General features: G+C 70.6%; 16 protein-coding genes and 1 tRNA gene. 5 read left to right on the top strand and 12 right to left on the bottom strand.

Features of this window, described 5'->3' with window-relative positions; all coding sequences use genetic code 11:
- Positions 1–54: 54 nt before the first annotated feature.
- Positions 55–1,221: a DUF3344 domain-containing protein gene (locus IEY79_RS25150; RefSeq protein ID WP_189109864.1), complete on the bottom strand. Its 1,167-nt coding sequence runs from the start codon at positions 1,219–1,221 to the stop codon at positions 55–57.
- A 230-nt stretch (positions 1,222–1,451) separates the two neighbouring features.
- On the opposite strand from IEY79_RS25150, the gene IEY79_RS25145 reads away from it, so the two are divergent.
- The 4 genes from IEY79_RS25145 to IEY79_RS25130 all read left to right on the top strand — a co-directional run bounded on the left by IEY79_RS25145 (position 1,452) and on the right by IEY79_RS25130 (position 3,551).
- Positions 1,452–1,703 (top strand): chaplin, encoded by a 252-nt coding sequence (locus tag IEY79_RS25145; protein ID WP_189109863.1) that lies wholly within the window; start codon positions 1,452–1,454, stop codon positions 1,701–1,703.
- Positions 1,704–1,886: 183 nt separating this feature from the next.
- Positions 1,887–2,126: a chaplin gene (locus IEY79_RS25140; protein WP_189109862.1), complete on the top strand. Its 240-nt coding sequence runs from the start codon at positions 1,887–1,889 to the stop codon at positions 2,124–2,126.
- Between the two features lie 276 nt (positions 2,127–2,402).
- Positions 2,403–3,104: a hypothetical protein gene (locus IEY79_RS25135; RefSeq protein ID WP_189109861.1), complete on the top strand. Its 702-nt coding sequence runs from the start codon at positions 2,403–2,405 to the stop codon at positions 3,102–3,104.
- Between the two features lie 147 nt (positions 3,105–3,251).
- A complete protein-coding gene (locus IEY79_RS25130; protein WP_189109860.1) occupies positions 3,252–3,551 on the top strand; it encodes a hypothetical protein in 300 nt (99 codons plus the stop codon).
- 153 nt (positions 3,552–3,704) lie between these two features.
- Here IEY79_RS25130 and IEY79_RS25125 read toward each other — a convergent pair whose 3' ends face one another.
- Both IEY79_RS25125 and IEY79_RS25120 read right to left on the bottom strand, forming a co-directional pair.
- Positions 3,705–4,373: a vitamin K epoxide reductase family protein gene (locus IEY79_RS25125; protein WP_189109859.1), complete on the bottom strand. Its 669-nt coding sequence runs from the start codon at positions 4,371–4,373 to the stop codon at positions 3,705–3,707.
- Between the two features lie 328 nt (positions 4,374–4,701).
- A complete protein-coding gene (locus tag IEY79_RS25120) occupies positions 4,702–5,208 on the bottom strand; it encodes a DUF5949 family protein (protein WP_189109858.1) in 507 nt (168 codons plus the stop codon).
- 176 nt (positions 5,209–5,384) lie between these two features.
- Between IEY79_RS25120 and IEY79_RS25115 the strand changes: the two genes are divergently transcribed.
- The gene (locus IEY79_RS25115) at positions 5,385–6,626 is read left to right on the top strand and encodes a cytochrome P450 (protein ID WP_229701105.1); all 1,242 of its coding nucleotides are present in this window, start codon (positions 5,385–5,387) and stop codon (positions 6,624–6,626) included.
- Between the two features lie 56 nt (positions 6,627–6,682).
- On the opposite strand, the gene IEY79_RS25110 is transcribed toward IEY79_RS25115, so the two are convergent.
- The 9 genes from IEY79_RS25110 to galU form a co-directional block, all read right to left on the bottom strand.
- Positions 6,683–7,876, bottom strand: a complete 1,194-nt coding sequence (locus IEY79_RS25110) for a winged helix DNA-binding domain-containing protein (protein WP_373292621.1) — start codon at positions 7,874–7,876, stop codon at positions 6,683–6,685.
- Positions 7,877–7,912: 36 nt separating this feature from the next.
- Positions 7,913–9,367, bottom strand: coding sequence for a short-chain fatty acid transporter (locus tag IEY79_RS25105; protein WP_189109856.1), 1,455 nt, complete (start codon positions 9,365–9,367; stop codon positions 7,913–7,915).
- A gap of 170 nt (positions 9,368–9,537) precedes the next feature.
- A tRNA-Ala gene (locus IEY79_RS25100) sits at positions 9,538–9,611 on the bottom strand.
- 60 nt (positions 9,612–9,671) lie between these two features.
- Complete coding sequence (gene sepX / locus IEY79_RS25095; RefSeq protein ID WP_189109855.1) at positions 9,672–10,748, bottom strand: divisome protein SepX/GlpR; 1,077 nt, start codon at positions 10,746–10,748, stop codon at positions 9,672–9,674.
- Between the two features lie 142 nt (positions 10,749–10,890).
- Positions 10,891–11,514, bottom strand: a complete 624-nt coding sequence (locus IEY79_RS25090; protein ID WP_189109854.1) for a GNAT family N-acetyltransferase — start codon at positions 11,512–11,514, stop codon at positions 10,891–10,893.
- On the bottom strand, positions 11,511–12,041 hold the full coding sequence (locus IEY79_RS25085; RefSeq protein ID WP_189109853.1) for a MogA/MoaB family molybdenum cofactor biosynthesis protein: 531 nt from the start codon (positions 12,039–12,041) through the stop codon (positions 11,511–11,513). Before IEY79_RS25085 ends, IEY79_RS25090 begins: the two co-directional genes overlap by 4 nt.
- Positions 12,038–12,607, bottom strand: coding sequence for a cyclic pyranopterin monophosphate synthase MoaC (moaC, locus tag IEY79_RS25080; protein WP_189109852.1), 570 nt, complete (start codon positions 12,605–12,607; stop codon positions 12,038–12,040). The genes IEY79_RS25085 and moaC overlap by 4 nt, the downstream gene beginning before the upstream one ends.
- Before the next feature lie 71 nt (positions 12,608–12,678).
- Entirely contained in the window at positions 12,679–14,019 is a 1,341-nt protein-coding gene (glp, locus tag IEY79_RS25075) for a molybdotransferase-like divisome protein Glp (RefSeq protein ID WP_229701104.1), read from the bottom strand.
- Between the two features lie 4 nt (positions 14,020–14,023).
- On the bottom strand, positions 14,024–14,926 hold the full coding sequence (galU, locus tag IEY79_RS25070; RefSeq protein WP_189109850.1) for a UTP--glucose-1-phosphate uridylyltransferase GalU: 903 nt from the start codon (positions 14,924–14,926) through the stop codon (positions 14,024–14,026).
- Positions 14,927–14,971 lie beyond the last annotated feature (45 nt).

The following is a 14,971-nucleotide window of genomic DNA, read 5'->3' as shown; positions in this document are numbered from 1 at the left end:
TCGGACAATCGGGTTAGCCCTTGAGCGCCGCTGAAGCGCGGCGAGTGAGCCGGCTCAGCGCCGCGCGTCCGCCGCGACGAAAAAAGCGCCGAGCCTGACGGAGTCTCGCCCGGTCCGGTAACTGACGTTCATAGTGTCGCCTCCCGGGACCAGCGCTTCACGCAGGTCGAAGATATCCGAGTCATATCCGAGAGTGTTCTTGTAAGCGGGTTGTCGTTTAATCTGATTGATACCGCCATCCGCGATGCTTGAATTCATCACATCATCAGCCGGATTGGCGCTGTCGCCGATCGAACGTGCTTTCCCCCGCCCCGTCCCAACGGTCAGCGAATCGCCGCCCCTACCGGAGTCCCCGTCGTACGAGACGACCCCGATGGCGCCCGCCCCGCCGGCCGGCGTAGGCAGCTTCCCGAGCCCGACCCGCACCCGCGGGTGCTCCGCGTCGAGCGCCTCGAAGCCGTCCCAGAGCGCCAGATGGCGCAGCGGGTCCTCGGCCCTCTCGTACGCGACGACCATCGTCCAGCCGCCCCACGCGCCGGCGGCCGTCCGGCCCATCGCGACATTGATCTGCGCCACGGTGTACACGCCCGAACCGGCGGACCGCACGAGCGGCGTGATGTCCGCAGACGCCTGGTAGGCATCGGCGCCGTCCGCCGTACGGTGGCCGATCAGCGTGTCGGACAGGACTTCCTTGTACGCGCCGCCGGGCTCGGCGATCAGCACGCGGCCGTTGTCCTGAGGCGGCTTCTGCTCACCGACGCGGAGATTCCCGCCCCAGTAGAGCCGCGCGTAACTGACCTTGGCGCCGGCCGGTACGCGCAGTTCGCTCCGGGTCGAGTTGTAGGTGTTCGGGTCGTCGTCGAGGTCCGTGTAGAACATGTCGTACCGCTCGTTGGCCGCCGTGGCGCTGTCCCGCGCGCCCTCGCAGGCGGACGCGGCGGCGGGGGTGACCGGGGTGAACCGGCCCGTGGTCCGGCAGGTGATGGCCGAGTTGGCGGCCCGGACGATCCCGCCGTGCTGGACGGCGTGATAACGCCGGGCGAACGGAATTCGGGCCGCCTCTTCCGCGGGCGCGTCCGCGGAATCCTTCGAGACCTTCGGCGCGGCCGGCGCGGCGGACGCCGATGAAACCGGGGCCGGAGTCACGGCGACGGCCGTCGCCGTCGCCGTAACGGCGAACAGCAGACCGCGCCTTACAGCATGAACCGCGCAACCGCGCATAGGGACTCTCCGACCGGAAGAATGAAACGCCAGTGCACCCTTACAGAGCGCGGACTGAAAATCACGTGAGCCGCGCGGGACCGTATCAAGGCACAGTCGCTTTCCCGGAATCGGTCGGTGCTCAAACCAGGAGGCGCCGCCATTCGAACTCTTCGGGCCCACCCGCGTTTCCGGAACGGCCGCCGGTCGTTGAGTCTGTCGCACCATTGGCAAATCGAAAGGATATGGTGATGAAGCGAGTCGCTAAGTCCGTAGTCATGGCAACGACGAGCGCCGCCCTTCTCCTCGCCGGTGCCGGCATGGCGTCCGCCACCGGCCACAGCGGCGCCTCCGCCGAGGGAGTCGCGGCCAACTCCCCGGGCGTCCTCTCCGGCAACCTGGTCCAGATCCCGGTCCACATCCCGCTCAACCTCTGCGGCAACACCGTGAATGTCGGGGGCCTGCTCAACCCGGCCTTCGGCAACACCTGCGTCAACGCCTGACCACTGGGACGGCCGGTCTCACGGCGTGCCAGCCGTCCTACCGGTTCCGACTGTCCGTTGCCGGAACGGGACCGGTTTCTTCACTCATTCGGACCGCAACCGATCAGCACCCCCCGCGTTGATCGGTAAGTCGGGCAACTGCGCCCGTACTGCCCTTCCCTTACGACCGAGGAGCTCATCCCCATGTCGCGTATCGCCAAGGCTGTTGTTCTGTCCTCCGCGGCCGCCGCCGCCGTCGTCGGCGCCTCCGGTGCCGCCATCGCCGACAGCGGCGCCCAGGGCGCGGCTGTCGGCTCCCCGGGTGTCATCTCCGGCAACGCCGTCCAGATCCCCGTGCACGTGCCCGTGAACGTCTGCGGCAACACCGTGAATGTCGTGGGTCTGCTCAACCCCGCCTTCGGCAACACCTGCGTCAACGCCTGAATCTGAACACCTGCACGAGAGCCGTCACCCACGGCAGGAGCCGCTCCCCCGTCCCGGGGTGGGCGGCTCTTCGTCGTACGAGGGCGGGTGCGGCCACCCTTTCGGCGGCGACACGCGTCCCGGACGAGTGAGTTTCCCCGGTGTCCCCGGCCAGGTCAGCGGGGGCGAAGCGGCCGGATGGCGGACACGGGGCGGGGCTCCGGATCGGTTGCGGGCGGCGGCCCCGCGACCCACGGTGAAGTCGAAACCCCCCCTCGTGTCCTGAAAGGACCTTTCATGCGTTCCCACGTCTCATCCCGTGCCGCAGCCGCCGCCGTCTGCGCCGTACTCGTCCTCGGCACCGCCGGTACCGCCGCCGCCGTCACCGTCCAGGAGACGCCGGTCGGTGTCGGCACCGAGGCCGCCCGCGCGCCGATCGCCGACGCCGAGGCTCTCAAGCAGCAGACCCGCACGCTGAGTTCGCTGTCCGGCGCCATCAGGCCGGTCACCGCCCTCCTCGACGCCGTCATCGCCGCGGACAACGGCCAGATCTCCGCCGCCGACGTCCAGAAGCACCAGAAGGCCATCAAGAAGGCACTGGACGCCGTGAGGAACGCCGCGCCGGCCGCCCCCGCCAGGCCCGCCGGCGACACGGGCAGCATGGGCAACATGGGCAACATGGCCCCGGTGAACGCCGTGGGCGCAGACGACAGGGCGCAGGCCGCCGCCGAACTGAGGGCGCAGGCCGTCAACGGTGTGCAGCGGGCCACGGACGCGCTCCTCAAGGCGACGGCCGCCAAGGACACGAACGCCGTCGCCACCCAGTCGAAGGCCGTCGTCACCTCCCTGGTCAACCTCGGCACGGCGCTCGTCATGAACGGTGAGCTGCCGGCCCCGAACCTGCCGGGTCTGCCCGAGCTGCCGAAGCAGCCCGAGGCCGAGGTTCCCGCGCCGGCTCCGGAGCTTCCGGGCGTGCCGTCGACGCCGAACCTTCCGTAACACCGTAGGAGAAGAGAACGCCAAAGCGGCCGTACCGGTCCCGCCCACGCGGGGCCCGTACGGCCGTTCGTCGTGTCCGGCGCGGCCGGAGATCGTTATTGAGAACGAGGTCAGGCAAGCGAGAACAACCGTTGAAAGAAGGATTCCATGAAGCCCATGAAGGTCGCCGCGGTCGTCGCCGGTTCCGTGCTGGCGCTCGGTGCCGGCGCCCCAGCGTTCGCCGCCGGGAGCGCCCCGATGAGCCTGAACGGCGGACTGGGCGGGGCCCTGGAGACGGTGACCAACCAGGAGTCGCTGGACGCCCAGGTGGTCAACACCAACGCGCTGGACCCGAAGAACGACGGCTCCGTCGTCAACAGCCTGGGCAAGGTGGCGAAGGGTCTGAGCGGCGGCGCCAAGGGCGGCAAGGGCGGCGCGATGCTCGGTGGGATCCCGCTCGGCCGGTAGCCCTGGGCCCGGGGTCCGGTCGGTCCCGGCCGGCTGATCCAACTGCCGTACCAACGGCGGCCGCACGGAACCGTCGCACGCGAGTGCGCGTTCCGTGCGGCCGCTTCGTCGTTCACGCGGACGGGGGTCAGCGGGTCGCCGGGGTCAGCGGGGTCAGCCGGTCCAGAAGTCCCACCAGCGGGTAAGGATCAGCATCCCGATGGTCCCGGTCCACAGCACCGGCGGCACCCAGTGGAACTCCCCCAGCGCCGTCCGCAGTCCGGCGGGCGCGGGGAGGATCCGGTGCGTGACGTTGTGCGTGGTGACGTAGGAGAACATCACGATCGTGGCGACCCAGGCCAGCGAGCACCAGAGGCAGAGGGAGCCGATGGTGTAGAGCGACTGGTACTGCAGCCAGGTGCAGAAGCCGACGCCGAAGAGCATCCCGGCGTTCAGCCCCAGCCAGAACCACCGCCGGTACCGCGCCCCCGCCAGCAGCCCCGCACCCACGCACATCACGACCGCGTAGGCCGCGAGTCCCAGCATGGGGTTGGGGAATCCGAAGACCGACGCCTGGTCGCTCTTCATGATGTTCCCGCAGGACACCACCGGATTCAGACTGCACCCCGGCTGGAAGCCCGGATCCTCCAGCAGCTTGAACTTGTCGATCGTGATCACCCACGACGCCAGCACACCCGCCGCGCCCGTCACCACCAGCAACCACGCCAGCACCCGCCCCGCGCCGAAGACCCCCGGGGCGCCGTGCCGTCCGTCCCGCCCGGGCTCGTTCCCGTACCTGTGTGCGCCGGACGTCGGCGCGCTGTCGCTCAGTGCTGTTGTCATGGTGTCTGCTCCACCGGTTCGGTCACGCATTCGAAGTAGCGTTTCAGCTGTCCCCCTCGACACGCCGGGCACAGTGACTCCGGGGTCGATTACGGCGTTTGCCAGAGCATGAACTCCGTTCAAGCACCCCGATGGCAGCGCCTCTCAGCGGTGCCCAAGCATCGTGCCGAAGCGGTCCCGCCCCCTCCGCCGACCCCGCCTCCCCCCACCGCCGCGGCGATCCCCACCCCCATCTACAGCGCTCTGGTGCAGGAGTGGGGCGCGGCGGGGCGTACGGTCCCCGCGAACGGAGGGGCCGGCCAGGGCGTTCTGTGAGCCGGGGGCGCGCTCAGCCGCGCAGGCTGCTCACCGGCACCAGGCAGTGCGCGGCGCCGGTCAGCACCGCCTCGTCGCCGACGAAGGCGCGCAGCGCCTCCTCGCTCACCGGCTTGCCGGGGACGCCCTCGGGCCACGGCTGGGTGGCGAGGATGAAGTACACCGAGCCCGTCGCGCCGGCGTCCTCCTCCCACTCCGGGGGGACGGCGCACTGAGCCTTCAGATACGGCATGGTCAGCACGGCCCGCCCGGCCTGCACCAGCAGGGTGATCGGGATGCCGGGCGACGTGGCGACATCGATCGGACCGGCGCCGGTCCTGAGACCGATCTGGTTGATGACGGCGTGCATCGCCTCTTCCCCGGCCTCCGCACCCTCACGGCCGTCGCCGAGTGAATAGGCCAGCAGGAAAGGCGGGTTGCGCTCGCCGTCGGAACGCTCACCGGTCCAGGGAATTACCGTGAGGGTGCCGAGCAGAGGAGCGTATTGCAGGCTTCCCTGCGCGGTGTTGCTAGAGGTCATGCTTCGGCACAGTAGCGGCCCGTCGGCGCCGGATGTGAGTTCGCGTCACCCGAGTGGCGGAGTAATCGCCCTCATGTGCGAGAAGAGTACTCCGATACCCCCGTCTGCCTTACGTCCGGCGCGCGTTGATGCCACGCCTGCCGTGGGAAGCTCGAAGCCCCGGAAGGAATGGACACATGACGCCGAATCTCGCCGATCCCTCGTTCTGGCAACTGCCGCATTCCGAAAGGCTGGAGGGTTTCGCCCGGCTGCGCGCCGCCGGACCGCCGCAGTACTTCGTGGAGCGGCCCGGCGGTCGGCTGCGTCCGGAGCGCGGCTTCTACGCGCTGGTCAGCCACGCGGACGTGGTGGAGGCCAGCCGCAACGCGGAGGTGTTCGGCAGCGCGCCCGGCGTCACCACTCCGGAGCCGGCCCGCTGGGTGCGGGCGGTGTTCGGCGAGTCACTGGTCAATCTCGACGAGCCTCAGCACACCCAGCTGCGGCGGATCGTCTCGCGCGCCTTTACCCCCCGCATTCTCGCCGCGACGGAGGAGGATGTCCGCTCGGTGGCGAAGCGTATTGTGGACGACCTGCTCCGGGAACGGCCGGAGGATTTCGTCACATCGGTCGCGTCGCGCATGCCGTTCGAAATCATCTGCAATCTGATGGGCATTCCCGAGAAGGAGCGTCCTTCGATCCTCGCCCAGGTGAATCGGGCGTCCGTCGAAACGGGTGTCGCGCGGACGGTGCGGCAGCGGATCCGCGTTCCCGGAAAGGGCCTTCGCGCACTGGCTTCCATGCAGGGAATGGTCGCGGACCTCGGGCGGCAGCGGCGCAAGAATCCGACCGGGGACCTCATTTCCGCGCTCGTGAACGCCGATATCGACGGCCAGTCGCTGAACGGCCGCCAACTGGGCTCGTTCTTCTCGCTGTTGATGGTCGCCGGGGTGGAGACCACACGTAACGCGATCGCGCACGGCCTGTCCCTGCTGACCGATCACCCCGACCAACGGGCCCTGCTGCTCAGTGACTTCGACCGGTACGCGGACGGTGCCGTGGAGGAGATCGTGCGGCACTCGACACCGATCATCCAGTTCCGGCGCAGACTGATCCAGGACCACCGGATGAGCGGTCGCGACTTCCGGCGGGGCGATCGGGTGGTGCTGTTCTACGCCTCCGCCAACCGCGACGAGTCGGTCTTCACCGACCCGGACCGCTTCGACATCACCCGCAGCCCCAACCCGCACGTGGGATACGGCGGCGGGGGCCCGCACTACTGCCTGGGCACGTTCCTCGCGAAGCAGGAGATGAAGGCGCTGTTCCGGGAGCTGCTGACGAGATCGCCCGAACTGCGCGCCGCGGGAGCCCCGGTGCTGGTGCCGTCGAACTTCGACAACCGGGTCCGCTCGATGCCGTGCGCGTACGCGGGAGGCCGCTGACCGCCTCGTACCTCGTACGTACGTGCCGCCGGCGGCACGGTGGTGGCCGCCCCGTCTCAGAGCGCCAGTTCGTCCTCCAGCCAGGTGCGGCCGCGGGTGCGGGCGCTGAGCCTGACCTCGCCCAGAGGTACGGCCAGGCGCTCCGCCTCGCGCCGTACCGCCGCCCGCGCGTCGGCGCCGACGTCCTCCAGGAAGCGGCAGACGATCTCACCGCTCCGGTCCTGCGCCCAGCCACCGACGACACGGCCGTCCCACCAGAGCGAAGGGCCGATGTTCCCGGCCCTGTCGAAGAGGCGCGGACCGTGCTCGCCGAGGAACCAGCCGCGTTCGTGCCAGCCCATCGGCGTGGAGTCGAGGGCCGGCAGCAGCGCGGCCCACGGCTCCGGCGGCGCGGTCTCCTCCAGGTCGTCGGGCAGGAGCAGACCCGTGGTCCCGCCGCCGAGATCGACCTCGACCGGTTTCACCTCCGTCAGCACCCGCTTGACCTGTGACTTCGTCCACCCGGCCCACCAGCGCAGATCGTCCGCCGTGGCCGGGCCGAAGGCCCGCAGCCAGCGACGGGCCAGCTCCTCCTCCGCGCGGTGGGTGTCCCAGTGCGCGAGCCCGCCGGGGAACCAGTAGGTCAGCGGCGCCCAGCGGTACTGGTGCGAGGTCCACGAGCCGCGCGGCCGGCCGCGTACGGCCCGGCCCTCCGCGGCGAGCAGGAGCAGCAGTCTGCTCGCGACCTTCTGGGTGCCCTCGTAGTCCTTGCCGGCCGAGAGCACGACCTTCGTACTGAGGCGGGCGTCGTCGCCGGCGAGTTCGGCGGCCGTGGACTCGCCCCGGGCGGCGAGCGCGCGTACGGCGATGTCCTCCGTCTCGGCCAGCCACGCCCGTACGCCCTCCTCGTCGTCCGCGACGTCCGACGCGGCCAGGAACCCGAGCAGTTTGCGGCGCTCCCGCGCGGCCACGGCGTCCGAGCAGGCGGCCTGGAGCACCGGGGCCACGTCGAGGGTGGTGACGAAGACGGTACGGCGCATGCCCAGCAGCCGGATGAGGGTGCGGTCCTCGTACAGGGCGTGCTCCACGTCCCGTACCGAACCGCCGTTCGTCCGCGCCCAGATGGCGACATACACGGAGGACGGGTCGGTGCTGTGGAGGGCTACGAGGTCGTGCGCCACCTCGGCGGGGCCGTCCGCGCGGGCGGCCACCGCCAGCCGGTGCCGTACGCCGAGCCGGGCCCGTCGCTCCGTGACATCGATCCGCCGCACCTCGCCGCTCCTTCGCGCCTGGCCGGTCCCTCTTCCCTACGGGAAGGGAAGCGTACGTGCGAAGAGGGTCACGAGGATCAGCACGGCGGGGAAACAGGCGAGGAACATGGCGAAGGTGTAGCCCATGATGTCGCGGGCCTTGAGACCGAGGATCGTGAGCGTGGGCAGCATCCAGAACGGCTGGAGCAGATTGGCGCTCGCCTCGCCGAGGTCGTACACGACGACCATCCAGCCCTGGTTCACCTGGAGCTGGTTGGCCGCCTCCAGGACGTACGGCGCCTCGATGACCCACTTGCTGCCGCCGCTGGGCACGAAGACGCCGAGGACCATGCTGTAGACGGCGATGAAGGCCGGGTAGAAGAAATCGTTCGACACCGAGACCAGCCAGCCGGCGATGGTCTTGCTCAGCCCGGTGAAGGCGATCATGCCGAAGATGCCGCCGTAGAGGGGGAATTGGAGGAGCACGCCGGACGCCGCCGGGGCGCCCTCCTTGACGGCCTGCGCGAGACGGACCGGGCGCCAGTGCAGGATCAGGGCCAGCAGGATCAGGATCATGTTGACGGTGTTGAGGTCGAGCGCGTTGAGGGGGTCGCCCTCCGCGAGGGCGAAGTGGCGTACGAGGTACCAGGCGCCGAGCGCGAACAGCAGGATCGCGAAGACGGGGCTGTACTCGATCCACTCCCCCGGCCGCCCGCGCCGCGTCTGCGCACGCTTCTCGGCGACGCTCGGGCCCAGGTCGATGCCGAGCTCCTCCGCGGTCTTGGCGCGCTCGGGGGAGGGCGAGAGGAACCAGGCCATGACGACCGCGATGACGAAGATGATCGCCGTGGCGACCATGCCCTGCCACAGGAAGATGGTCTCGGTGAGCGGGATGAGCCCGCTGCCACGACCGTCCGCGACGACCTCCTGCACGGCCGGCGGACTCGACGCCTCACTGGCCACCTGGAGCGCGGCGGACCCGGACAGCCCCTGGGCCCAGACCGTCCCGAGCCCGAGGAAGGCCATGGCGCCGAGAGCCCGGTAGTCCACGCCCTGGATCCGCCGGGCGATCTCCTTGGCCAGGATCGCGGTGAAGATGAGGCTGAAGGCCCAGTTGAGGTACGAGGTCCCCATGGCGACGGCGGCCGTGAACGCGATCGCACCACGCGGGGTACGGGGCACGCGCGCGATCCTGGCTATCAGCCGGCTCATGGGCGGGGAGACCGCGACCGCGTATCCGGCGATAATGATCATCGCCATCTGGAGCGTGAAGGTGATGAGCGACCAGAACCCCTGCCCCCACGCGTCCACCAGCCCGAACCCGGTGGTGTCGGCGGGATCGTCGGGCCGCCCGTACAGCCCCTCCCCGGTGGCGAGTCCGAGCGCGAAGACCGCGAACGTACCGACGAGAACGAACCCGAGCGCGTCGGGCAGCCACTTCTCGGTGACCGCGGTAAAGCGCAGTGCCAGCCGCGCGAGCCAGTTGTCCTGTGGTGGGGGCGCCGTGGCCATGGGAGTGCTCCTGCGGGGGTGGCGGCCTGTGCCGCGGAACTTGTACAGGAGTCACGGACGCGGGGGCGGGGTGGTTCACGGCCATGCCGGAACGACGAGATCCCGCCCAGCCTTTCGGCTGAACGGGATCTCGTGGCGATTCCCAAGAGCTACTTGAGAACTGTCGGATGTGGACCTGTGGGGATTTGAACCCCAGACCCCCTCGATGCGAACGAGGTGCGCTACCAGACTGCGCCACAGGCCCTTGCGACGAATGAAACTTTAGCACCCCCGTCGGGGTGCTTGGAAATCCGTTCCCCGCTGGTCACTCGTTGGCCGCGCGGGGGCGGTCTTCCTCGTCGAACTGGTCGAAGAGGGGGGTGCGGCTGCGGTCGCGGGGGCGGCGTTGGGCCGGGGGTTCGGCGGGGGCCGGTTCCGGTGGGGTCGGTTCGGCCGTGGAGGAGCGGGCGGCGCTCCAGGTCTCCGGGTCGCTGACATTGACACCGCCCGTGGCGCGCGGGGCGACCGGGGCCGTCACATACGTCGGGAGCGGGACCGGGACCGGTTCCCAGCTGTCGCCACGGGCCGGGCCGCGTTCGCGTTCGCGCTGCTGGTCGACCCATTCGGCGTGGTCCGTCTGCTCGACCAGGGCGCGGCGGCCGGCCTCCTGCGGGGAGACCGAGGCGGCCGGTTCCGGGGCGGCGCGCGGTTCGGGCTCCTCGTCCGGCTCGGCCGGGGCCGAGACGTGGTGGCGGCGCGGGCGGTTCTCGCGCAGGCGCTGCGCGGCGATCTCGGCCCTGCGGCGGTCCATGGTGAAGACGAAGCGGCGCCGTTCCTGGGCGCGCAGATGCACGATGTACGCGCTGAGGAGTACGGCGGGGACGCCCGGCGCCCACAGGAAGGCGAGGCCCTGGACGCCCGCGACGACCGCGCCGACCGTGAAGACGAGGAAGAGCACCACGGTGGTGCGCCGGCGGCGGGCGAGGACCTGGGACCGCTGGGCGCGGCGGGCGCGTTCGGCCGCTGCGCCGGAGGGGGCCTCGCGGCGCGCGGGCAAGGGCTCAGGCGACGGTGCCGGTGCCGGTGCCGGTGCCGGGATCTCCAGGCGGACTTCCGTATGGTCCGGGGGCGCGGAGAAGGCCCGGACGTCGACGGAGCTCGTCGGCTCCGCCGGGACGTCCGGTTCGTCGTCGGGCCCGGCCTCCTCGGTGGTGCGGTCCTGCAACTCCCTGGCGTACCGGCGCTCCATGGCCGCCCGTCCGGACAGCAGCCGGATGGCGGTGCTGAAGCGTTCCGTCGGACGGGCTTCGTTGAGCTCGTCCTGCCTTCGGAGCCACATCGGTACCAAGTAGGCGGCCCAGGCCCCGACGATGACTGCGTAGATGAGGCCGCTGCTGCTCACGGTTCACACCGTAGAGGTGTTCGCGCGAGGGGATCCGCCAATTGAGCCGGTGTGTCGCACGATCTGGCTGATATCACGGACTTTTTTTGTGATTGTTCGGATCACTTGATGGTCGGATGGCGACCATTATCGAACACATATTTCATTTATGTGGCGTCCCAGGTCGCGCCTGGTGCCAGCGGTACAGGAGTCCTTCGGGCACTTCCTCGGCCGTGAGCGCGAAGACCAGATGGTCCCGCCACGCCCCGTCGATGTGCAGATAACGGGGTCGGGTGCCTTCCTCACGGAATCCGAGTTTCTCCACGACCCGGCGGCTCGGCCCGTTCTCGGGCCGAATACAGACCTCGACGCGGTGCATCCCCACCAGACGGAAACAGTGGTCGACGGCGAGGGCGACGGCCGTGGGCATGACGCCGCGCCCCGCGACGTCCCGGTCCACCCAGTAGCCGACGTGCCCCGAGCACATCGACCCCCAGGTGATCCCGGCCACGGTCAACTGGCCGACCAGGCGCCCCTGGTACTCGATGACGAAGGGCAGCATCCGCCCCGCGTTCGCCTCGGCGCGCAGATGACGGACCATCTGCCGGTACGTCGGGCGCTGGACGACCGGGGCGCCGGGCGGGGCCGGCGGGATCGTCGCCTCCCAGGGCCGCAGCCACTCGCGGTTGCGCCGGTTCACCTCGCGCCAGGCCCGTTGGTCGCGCGCCTTTATGGGCCGGAGGACGACATCGCCGTCCACCAGCGCCACGGGCCAGGAGGGGTTCATGCGTCGGTACGGGGGTGATCGCCGCCGTGGATCTGGTCGACGGCATGGACGAGCAGCCGGTTCAGGACGGCGAGCCCGTCCCGTACACCGCCGGAGGAGCCCGGCAGATTCACGATCAGGGTCCGGCCGGCGACACCCGCGAGGCCCCGCGACAGGGCCGCGGTGGGGACCTTCCGGGCGCCCTCGGCACGGATCGCCTCGGGGATGCCGGGGATCTCGTGGTCCAGGACGCGGCGGGTGGCCTCGGGGGTGCGGTCGGTGGGCGAGATCCCGGTACCGCCGGTGGTCAGGATGACGGCGTACGACGCGGCCACCCCGTCCCGCAGGGCGCGCTCGACCGGGTCGCCGTCGGGCACCACCAGCGGGCCGTCGACGGAGAAGCCCAGCTCCGTCAGGGCGCTCGCGATGATCGGGCCTCCGGTGTCCGCGTAGACGCCGGCCGCCGCCCGGTTGGACGCGGTGACGACGAGCGCGCGGTACGGCTCCCCCGCCCGGGGCGCGGTGCCGCTCTCGGCGGGATCGGTCATGCCGTGCCCCTCTCCGCTGTGCCGTTCGTCCGCGGCCGTCCGTCCGGGTCCGGCGCCCGGCGGGAGTAGTGGCCCGACTTCCCGCCGGTCTTCTCCTCGACCCGTACGTCCGTGATGACGGCGCCCTTGTCGACGGCCTTCACCATGTCGACCACCGTCAGCGCCGCGACGGAGACCGCGGTCAGGGCCTCCATCTCCACACCGGTGCGGTCGGTGGTCCTCACCGTCGCCAGGATCTCCACCGCGTCGTCCGTGACGGCGAGGTCGAGCGTGACACCCGAGAGGGCCAGCGGATGGCAGAGTGGGATCAGCTCCGGCGTGCGTTTCGCGCCCATGATGCCCGCGATACGGGCGGTGGCCAGGGCGTCGCCCTTGGGCACCCCCTCGCCCCGCAGCAGTTCGACCACGCGGGGCGAGACCAGCACCCGGCCGCTCGCGCTGGCGGTGCGCGCGGTGACCTCCTTGGCGGAGACGTCGACCATACGGGCCGCGCCCGCCTCGTCGATATGCGTCAGGCGGCCTTGTGGAGATGGTCCGGGGGTCTCCCCCCGGGAAAACGCAGTCATCGCTGTGGCGCTCCCGGTCCGGGCCCGGCGGGGCCTGTCTGGCAGGACACGCTACCGCCACCGTGCGGCGCTCAGCCGAGCAGCACCACGTCGACCTCGCTGCCGGGCTCCGCCGAGACCGCCTCCTCGGGGACCACGATCAGCGCGTCGGCGTGCGCCAGGGCGGCGACGAGATGGGAGCCGGAGCCGCCGACGGGGACGACCGAGCCCGCCTCGGCGTCGTACGTCCCACGCAGGAACTGGCGCCGGCCCGCAGGGGACCTCAGCGCCTTGTCGGCCTTCAGCGTCGCGCGGACCGTCCGGCGGTGGACGTCCTCGCGGCCCATGAGCGCACGGATCGCGGGGCGTACGAACAACTCGAAGGAGACGTAACTGGAGACGGGGTTGCCGGGGAGGGCGAGCAGCGGGGTGTGATCGGGGCCGATCGAGCCGAAGCCCTGGGGCTTGCCCGGCTGCATGGCGAGCTTGCGGAAGTCGATGCCGCTGCCCGGCTCGTCCTCGTCTCCTACGGAGGACAGCGCCTCCTTGACCACGTCGTACGCCCCGACGCTGACCCCGCCGGTCGTCACGATCATGTCCGCGCGGATCAGCTGGTCCTCGATCGTGGCCCGGAGGGTGTCCGCGTCGTCGGTGACCGCGCCGACCCGGTAGGCGATGGCGCCCGCGTCCCGCGCGGCGGCGGTGAGCGCGAAGCTGTTGGAGTCGTAGATCTGGCCCTGGCCCAACGCCTCGCCCGGCTGGACCAGTTCGCTGCCGGTCGACAGGACGACCACGCGCGGGCGCGGGTGGACCCGGACGGTGGCGCGGCCGATGGCGGAGAGCAGGCCGATCTGCGGCGGCCCCAGGATCGTGCCGGCCTCCAGGGCGAGATCCCCGGCCTGGACGTCGCTGCCGCGCGCGCGGACGTGAGCGCGGGGCTCGACCGGGCGGTAGATCCGGACCTCGCCGCTCGCGCCCTCGGGCGCGGAGCCGGCCGGCCGCATGGAGGTGGCGGCCCCGCCGCCCGTACCGCCGTCGGTCCATTCGACGGGAATCACGGCCTCGGCGCCGGGCGGCAGAGGTGCGCCGGTCATGATCCGGGCCGCCTCGCCGGGCCCGACGCGCGGCAGTGACTCGCCGCCCGCCGCGACATCGCCGATGACGGTCAGGACGGCCGGGAACTCCTCGTCGGCGCCGGACACGTCGGCCGTACGGACCGCGTAGCCGTCCATGGAGCTGTTGTCGAACGGTGGCAGCGCCACCGGCACCGTGACGTCCTCGACAAGGACGCAGCCCTGGGCGTCGGGCAGTTGCAGCTCGATCGGGTCGAGCGGGCGGACCGTGGCGAGGATGTCCGCCAGGTGCTCGTCCACCGTCCAGAGCCGTCCTTGGCCCGAGGCAGGCGCCGGTGCCGGTGTCGCCGTACTGCTCAAGGTCTTACATCTCCTCGTTGACGTAACTGCGGAGCCAGGTCCGGAAGTCCGGTCCCAGGTCTTCACGTTCGCACGCGAGTCTGACAATGGCACGCAGATAGTCGCCGCGGTCACCCGTGTCATAGCGGCGTCCCTTGAAGACGACTCCGTGCACCGGGCCGCCGATCTTCTCGTCCGCGGAGAGCTGCTGGAGCGCGTCGGTGAGCTGGATCTCGCCGCCCCGGCCGGGCTCGGTCTGACGCAGTATCTCGAAGACGGCCGGGTCCAGGACATAACGGCCGATGATGGCGTAGTTGCTGGGCGCGTCGGCCTTGTCGGGCTTCTCGACCAGGTCGTGCACCTTCACCACGTCGCTGTACGGGGTGGGCTCGACGGCGGCACATCCGTAGAGGTGGATCTGGTCGGGCTCGACCTCCATCAGGGCGATGACGCTGCCGCCCTCGTTCTCCTGGATCTCGACCATGCGGGACAGCAGCGGGTCGCGCGGGTCGATCAGGTCGTCACCGAGGAGCACCGCGAAGGGCTGGTCGCCGACATGCGGGGCGGCGCACAGGACGGCGTGGCCGAGGCCCTTGGGGTCGCCCTGCCGGACGTAGTGCATCGTCGCGAGGTCGCTGGACTCCTGCACCTTGGCGAGGCGTTCGGTGTCTCCCTTGCGGGTGAGCGCCTCCTCCAGTTCGTAGTTGCGGTCGAAGTGGTCTTCCAGGGGACGCTTGTTGCGTCCGGTGACCATGAGAACGTCGGAGAGCCCTGCCATCACGGCTTCCTCGACCACGTACTGGATCGCGGGCTTGTCGACGACAGGCAGCATCTCCTTGGGAGTGGCCTTGGTGACAGGCAGGAAGCGAGTTCCCAGCCCTGCGGCAGGGATGACAGCCTTGCTGATCCTGGGGGGCGACTGAGTCATGACGAGCAGCCTATCCGCCGCGGATGAGAGGAAGATGTGGCTCCG

Source organism: Streptomyces camponoticapitis (assembly GCF_014646115.1).
Taxonomy (GTDB): Bacteria; Actinomycetota; Actinomycetes; order Streptomycetales; family Streptomycetaceae; genus Streptomyces; species Streptomyces camponoticapitis.
Note: the sequence above shows the minus strand (reverse complement) of the source record. Positions and strands in the feature narration are given on the sequence as shown.